A 6,949-nucleotide genomic window follows, 5' to 3' on the forward strand; every position below is an offset into this window, starting at 1 on the left:
CACCCCCCTGTCTCTTTCAATCACCATAACGCCGAAAGAGTTCCTTCATTACAAAAATGAATTGAACTGTTGTGGGAGCGGAAGGCTCTGACGTCAGGCGTGATATATGTGCAAGTCATTTTATATTAATGAGTTAGTGGCGATCTTGTCAGAAAAGCGCTGGGCAGCGCTTGAAACCGAGGCGACGCACTTGGGTTTGCTGGAACACTTTTTCGACGAAAGCGGCGATGGCGTCTGTGGAGATGTCAGAGTCGGCTATGGGAACCGTTGTAAGTGCTTCTGGCTGCAAGAGATCGTGGAATTGTCCCTCGCTTCGAGCGCGCTCCATCAGGGTAAAGCCTGCGCGGCAAGCCAAGCGTGTGCCTCCGGTGTAGTAGGGGTCCTGCGTGAGCGGGTCGGCCTTGACCAGCCGGGCGGTCTGTTCGGGGAAATGCTGCAAGTCTACGGCTGCAAACCGACGCATGATCGGTTCTTCCTCCACCGACGCGATGGTAACCTGGATATGATCCTTGGCCGCGGCGGCAGTGATTCCCTTGTGAACGCTCTGCAGTATGCGGCGGCCCAGCTCCGCAGCTTCGGCCGCGGAGTGGAGTTCGATGCCGAGGAGCGACTGAACGCATTCGTTCAGGCCTACAACGCCGACGGAACACCCCACCTGCTCGATATCGAGGTAGCGCCGGCCGGCATGTTCGAAGGCAAGCAGGCTCAGGGGGCCAATGCTGCGCAGGGCGAGGAGCCGCAGGGTGAACACGCGCTTCTCCACGAGAGCACGAACGGCCATTGCGCCGAGATTTTCGATCTCTTGGAGGGTGTTTTCGATGTCCCCACCGCGATATGCCGCGCGAGGGAGGTTTATGGACACGACGCCCAAGCACATGTGCCGGGGCTGCCAAGGTTGCAGGGTGGAGTCCACATCCCAATGGGGTTCGCGGTCGAAGACAAAATGCAGTCTGCCGCCCAGGGCCGTTTCGCTGACTGCTCGAGTCAGGAAATCCCGATGTCCGGTGGTTCGGAAGAAACCTTCCGAAATACGAATGGTCGCGCGAAGGCCCGAATTGAGCGGGTGCCGAGAATGGCCTTCCTGCAAGGCTTCCACGACTTCTAGGGCGAAACGGTGAGCGATGGAGAGATACTCGCCATATGTGCGACCCGTGGGGATACCTCCGGGGCCGATGGCTTCAGTTTGCCTCAGATGATCGGGCATCGCCCATTCGATGCCAATCTCGGTCACGGGCATTCTGCGATGGGCGAGACTATTTGGAGTGAATCCGAAAACCAGCAACCGGGCCAGCCTACGTAACTCGCGCGCGTCGGCGTCGGCCAGGAACGGGGCCATCAGCACGTTGAAGGCATCCCAGGAGTTGTAACCAGAGATGTGACTCTGGAGCGCGGCATTAAATTGGGCGGTCTGGGCGATCAGGGCTTCCGCATGGAGTGGGGGCGGGGCAAACCTGCCGCCCGTGCGAAATGCCATTCCGAATCGCTTCACGAACTCTACCCAATGCCGTCCTCCGTGCAGCCGGTCGATGTGCCCGATATCGTGGATGTGCAGATCGCCGCGGAGGTGCGAGTCGGCGACTTCCGCCGTGTATACGCGGGACAGAGCGAACTCTCGTTTGACATGTTCTGCCAGCGCGAGGTCGGTCATGGCGGGATCATGGACCTCTTCGGATTCGCCGTGGTTGGGCGCGCAGATGATACGCTCGGCGTCGTAGAGCGGCACGCCCAGGCGCATGTGCTTGCAGCGGTAGTCTTCCAGGCCGTGCTCTATCAACTTGGCGTCGACCAGTTCGCGAATCAGGGGCGCCGTGAGCGCGGTCACTTTGGCAGTCGTGATTTGGCTCTCGACCTCGATGGCAATCATGGATGCCACATCCTGCGCGATACCCGTCTCGCGGACCAGGGCTTCAACGATGCAGTCGCGATTCCAGACAGCCATGCGGTCATCGCTCGTGCGGACATTGAGCAAGTGGGTAACGCTGCTTTCAGAGCGGCCCTGCGATTTTCCGGCTTCCTCAAGTTCCGCGAGCAAGACCCGGATGTCGCCTTGGCGCAGCATGCGAATGCGCGACCGCTTGTCGCGATAGCGCGCGTAGGCGAGCCCCGTCTTTGCATGGCCCATTTCGATGAGGACTTTTTCGACGGCGTCGTGGACGTGGTCGACGGTCGGAATGGCTCCGTCCATGGACTTCGCGAGATAGATGGCGACGCCTGCCGCCAAGCCCTCGGCTCTATCGAAATCGTCGCCGCCGATCGATTGCGCGGCTTTGAAAATGGCTTCGGCTATCTTGCGCGTTTCGAAGGATACTTCGCGCCCGTCGCGCTTGCGGATTTTGGCGATGGGTTCAGGTGGGGCCGCGGAAAGGGCAGGGAATGAGAGTTGAGCATCGAACGCCCCCTCGCGGGGTCTACTGCCCGAAGTACTGTCAATCCCCGAGAATAAATCGTCGTACACGGCGCCCCGAACCCAAGTAGAAGAAAAAAGACCCCTTCCGCAACGAGGGGTCTTCGCAGTGTATCGCATGACCGGCGAATCGTGCAAGGGATATATCTACGCGAAGAGGCGGGGCAATTCACGTGTGTATGCAAGGACCTTGCCGTTAGCGATGCTCGGAACTTCGCATGTCCGGACAGGCCTGGATCTTCATGATGTGAAGCCCCCTCGCCATGCGTCAAAAGCGAGGGGGCTCTATGTACCAAGGTTCAAACTACTTCTTCGCGGGATTGGAGGAAGAGTTTGATTGCGACTTGTTGGTCGCTTGCGTCGACGTCATGTGCTTCTTGTGCGTGATGTGTTTCTTGTGAACGGGCTGGCTTGTTGCGGCCTGCGCGGGTTTGTTCGAGGCGCTTGCGCCGCCATCCGCAAACGCGGGAGTGGTCAGGCCAATGGCGCCAATTGCAACTGCGGCAGCGAGTGCCCAATTTGTCCACCGAGTCATTGTGGGATCCTCCAGTAAGTTCGCTTACTTTTGTTGTGGGCGCGAGAGTGAAATCAACGAAGATTGATAAGACTCCGCGCTCGTGTTGTCCATCGTGTCGTACACCGTGTCACCAGGTACGCAAGGATGAGAGCATATGGCGTGCCTAAGCGCCGTGATGCCGAAAATCACACGATTACAGGGATTGAGACTGCATCTTGAAACGGAATGCCGCACTCAAATTGGGCGACAACTTCGCTATATACCCCAATTGAGGCGATTCGAGGGGCGTGGTACGAATCGCGAACCTCAAATTGCATCGCAAAGGTACTGGCACGGCAGGCAACTTAGGCATGTGCGGGCGGATTCAATGCGTAAGCGAGTGTTCGGCCCCGCCGGTGGGCGGCTTGCCGTGCGCGTATGGTATGCTTCCACCTCGAAATCTGCACTTGGCAGGGAGTTTCTTATGAGTAAGACGCATGTCGCCGTCCTGATGGGCGGCGTGAGTTCGGAGCACGAAGTCTCGTTGAAGAGCGGAGCGATGGTCGCGGGAAGTCTGGACCGCGCGCGGTACGACGTTACCCCGGTGGTGATCACGCGGGATGGCACGTGGAAGTTTCCGGGGGAACATCAGCGCGATGTGTTTCAAGCGTTGCCGCTGCTTCTGACGCAGAAGGTGGATTGCGTGTTTATCGCGCTGCACGGACCTTATGGGGAAGACGGGCGCGTTCAGGGGTTGCTCGATTATCTGAAGATTCCCTACACGGGATCGGGGTGCGCGGCCAGCGCGCTTGCCATGGACAAGATTCATTCGAAGGCGGTCGTGCGGCAGGCAGGCGTGACCGTTGCGAAGGATTTTGTGCTGAACCGCGCCGAATGGGACGCCAACGCCGATACCGTACTTGCGCGTGTGGAAAGCGAGATAGGGTTTCCTTGCCTAATCAAGAGCCCGTGCCAGGGATCGAGCCTGGGCATGGCCATACCTCGCAATGCCGAAGATTTCCGCAAATCGTTGCTGAATGTCCTTGTCTACGACGACCGCGTGCTGGTGGAGAAGTTCGTGAAGGGGCCCGAGATTACGTGTTCCGTGTTGGACGTGGAGCCCGGCAAGCCGCCACGGGCGTTGCCTTTGACCGAAATCTGCCCCGTGGATTCGACGTTTTTCGACTATCACGCCAAGTACACGCCGGGTGCGTGCAAAGAGATTACGCCTGCGCGCATTTCGCCGGAAGCCACCAAGCGCGCGCAAGAGATGGCGGTTTGCGTGCATAACGTCATCGGTTGCAGCGGTTTGAGCCGTAGCGACATGATTCTTGACGGCGACCAGCCGATGTGGATTGAGGTGAACACGCTTCCTGGTATGACGGAAACGTCGCTGTTTCCGCAGGCGGCGGCCGCCACGGGGATTCCGTTTGCAGAATTGACGTCACTGTTGGTGGAGAATGCGCTGGCCAAGGCGCATACGTGAGAACATGCCTTTCCCGCGTGCGCATTGCGCTGTGGAGTTTCAAGTGACGATTTGCGCAAATTTGACGTTGTACAAAAGCAACAAGACATGGAAGAAGAGTGAGTAGCCATTCAATGAACATCGAATTCACCAAACTGCACGGACTCGGAAACGATTACCTCTTTATTGAAGACGCCAAGCACCGCATTGATGACCCCGCGGAGCTGTCGCGGAAGATGAGCCACCGCCATTTGGGCGCGGGCGCGGATGGGATCATCCTGATACTGCCCGGGCAGAAGGGCGGCGAGTTCGCCATGCGCATCTTCAACGCCGATGGCAGCGAGGCCGAGACCTGCGGAAATGGTATCCGGTGTTTCGCGAAGTATGTCTACGAACGGAAGATGACCGACAAAACCGATTTCGTCATCGAGACGCTCGGAGGTCCGAATCGCGTGACGTTGACGGTAGATAACGGCGTCGTGACGCGCGTCCGCTCAAACATGGGCATTCCGCGTTTTGATCGGGCAGAGATCCCGATGATCGGCGGGCCGGGCCGGGTCATTGAAGAAGACCTCGACGTTGACGGCACGATCATGAAGGTGACGTGTGCCAACGTCGGCAACCCGCACGCGGTCTTCTTCGTGGAGGACGCCACCGCAGTTCCTCTCGCGCAAATCGGTCCGAAGATCGAATGCCACCCCAAGTTTCCCAAGCGCACCAACGTCGAGTTTGTGACGGTGAAGGATCGCCAGAACATAGTCATGCGCATCTGGGAGCGCGGCAGCGGAATCACGATGGCCAGCGGCAGCGGCTCCTGCGGCTCGGCCCTCGCATCGATGATTACGAATCGCGTCGATCGTAAAGTGAACGTCCACCTCGTCTACGGCGTGCTGACCATCGAATGGGCTGAAGACGGTTTTGTCTACCAGGAAGGCCCCGCAACGGAGGCGTATTCGGGGGTGTGGAAGGGGTAGCGGGCACCTATTGATACGACCGGAGCTTGTCGTTGCGCAAGTCCATTCCCTATCGAAAGAGGTAGCGAGGCTAACGGTGGCCGATTGGGCTTGTCCGGCAAGGAGACCCGGCCACAACAAGGGTGGTCAATTAGCTGCGTTTTTGCCGGAACCCGCAACCGTGCTACTCTATTTCCGGCTGAGGTCTGCCGCTTATCAACTTTCGGGGAATCATTGTGACTGCATCGCCCATTCGCATTGCCGTTTTGTTGTCGGGGTCGGGGACCACGCTTCAGAACATCATCGATTTGATAGAGAAGAGTGAACTGTCCGCGCGTGTGGTGTGCGTGGTGGGGTCGCGCGCAGATGCGTATGGGTTGGAGCGCGCGAGAAAGCATGGCATCCCTGCTGCGCTGGTTGCGCGAAAGGCATATTCGGATACGGCGTCGTTCAGCGATGCGATATGGGCGGAAGTGCGCAAGCACGATGCGGATCTGGTCGTGCTGGCCGGTTTCATGAGTCTCTTGGATATTCCGGATGATTTTGAGAACCGCGTCATTAACGTGCATCCCGCATTGATCCCTGCGTTTTGCGGCAAGGGCATGTACGGGCATCATGTGCATGAGGCGGTGTTGGCCTACGGCGCGAAGGTGTCGGGGTGCACGGTGCATTTCGCGAATGCGAAGTATGACGAAGGTCCGATCATCCTTCAGGAGCCGGTCCCTGTGTTGGAGGATGACACGCCCGATACGCTTGCGGAGCGGGTTCAAGCGAAGGAGCGTGAGTTGTACCCGAAGGCCATTCAACTCATTGCGGAAGGCCGGGTGCGCGTGGAAGGCCGCCGCGTGAGAGTACTCTGAAGAGAACCGGGGAAACCCTTTCTTGAAAGAAAGGGTTTCCCCAGACCCCTTCCCCAAGAACTTTCACTTTGTAGAATTGGAGAGATGTCGTGATTAAGTCCGTTGTTTTCGATTTGGATGGAACGCTCATTGACTCTACGGAAGCGATCGTGGAGTCGTTTATGCATACGTTTGATGTGTTGGAGCAACCACGGCCCCCGCGCGATGCGGTCGTTAAGAGCATCGGCTTTACGCTGGAACAGCAATTCGAGAAGTTCACAAAGACCGACCCAAACGAGTGCGCGCTCATCTACCGTGCGTACTACGATACGGTCTGCCGGGAGAAGACGTTTCTGTTGCCAGGGGCGGAAGAGTCGTTGCGCCAATTCTCGGAGGCAGGACTAACGATAGGATTTGCCAGTTCGAAGCAACGCCGTTTTTGCGAAGTAATCCTCAATCACCTGGGGGTGCTCGAGTATTTCACGACCCGGCTAGGGCCTGACGACATCACGCACCCGAAACCACATCCCGAAGCCGTGCTGCGCAGCGCGGAGATGTTGGGTGTCACGTCGCGAGAACTGTATTTCATCGGCGACACGAACTTCGATGTGTTAGCTGCGCGCGCTGCGGGAACGCGCTGTCTGTGCGTGACGACGGGATACAATACGCGCGAGGAACTGGTGGCTCTTGGCCCCGAGGCCGTCTTCGATTCGTTGAACGAGCTGACCCAATATGCCTTGGCTCATCTTGCGTCTCCCGGGCCGGCGGCTGCTCGATGCGGAAGCCCGGAAT

At 58.3% G+C, this 6,949-nt stretch carries 6 protein-coding genes; 4 read left to right on the top strand and 2 right to left on the bottom strand.

The genetic code is table 11. The features are described from left to right. Window positions 1–148: 148 nt before the first annotated feature. Both K1Y02_11485 and K1Y02_11490 read right to left on the bottom strand, forming a co-directional pair. Entirely contained in the window at window positions 149–2,455 is a 2,307-nt protein-coding gene (locus tag K1Y02_11485) for a hypothetical protein (protein ID MBX7256973.1), read from the bottom strand. Between the two features lie 253 nt (window positions 2,456–2,708). Further along, window positions 2,709–2,939: a hypothetical protein gene (locus tag K1Y02_11490; protein MBX7256974.1), complete on the bottom strand. Its 231-nt coding sequence runs from the start codon at window positions 2,937–2,939 to the stop codon at window positions 2,709–2,711. 445 nt (window positions 2,940–3,384) lie between these two features. Here K1Y02_11490 and K1Y02_11495 point away from each other — a divergent pair, with 445 nt between their 5' ends. From K1Y02_11495 to K1Y02_11510, 4 genes are all read left to right on the top strand, one after another. Continuing rightward, entirely contained in the window at window positions 3,385–4,386 is a 1,002-nt protein-coding gene (locus K1Y02_11495) for a D-alanine--D-alanine ligase (protein ID MBX7256975.1), read from the top strand. Between the two features lie 113 nt (window positions 4,387–4,499). Next, window positions 4,500–5,339, top strand: coding sequence for a diaminopimelate epimerase (gene dapF / locus K1Y02_11500; GenBank protein MBX7256976.1), 840 nt, complete (start codon window positions 4,500–4,502; stop codon window positions 5,337–5,339). Window positions 5,340–5,548: 209 nt separating this feature from the next. Continuing rightward, on the top strand, window positions 5,549–6,178 hold the full coding sequence (gene purN / locus K1Y02_11505; GenBank protein ID MBX7256977.1) for a phosphoribosylglycinamide formyltransferase: 630 nt from the start codon (window positions 5,549–5,551) through the stop codon (window positions 6,176–6,178). An 89-nt stretch (window positions 6,179–6,267) separates the two neighbouring features. Then, a partial coding sequence (locus K1Y02_11510) for an HAD family hydrolase (GenBank protein MBX7256978.1) occupies window positions 6,268–6,949 on the top strand: 682 nt, incomplete at its 3' end.

The organism is Candidatus Hydrogenedentota bacterium (assembly GCA_019695095.1).
Classification (GTDB): domain Bacteria; phylum Hydrogenedentota; class Hydrogenedentia; order Hydrogenedentales; family SLHB01; genus JAIBAQ01.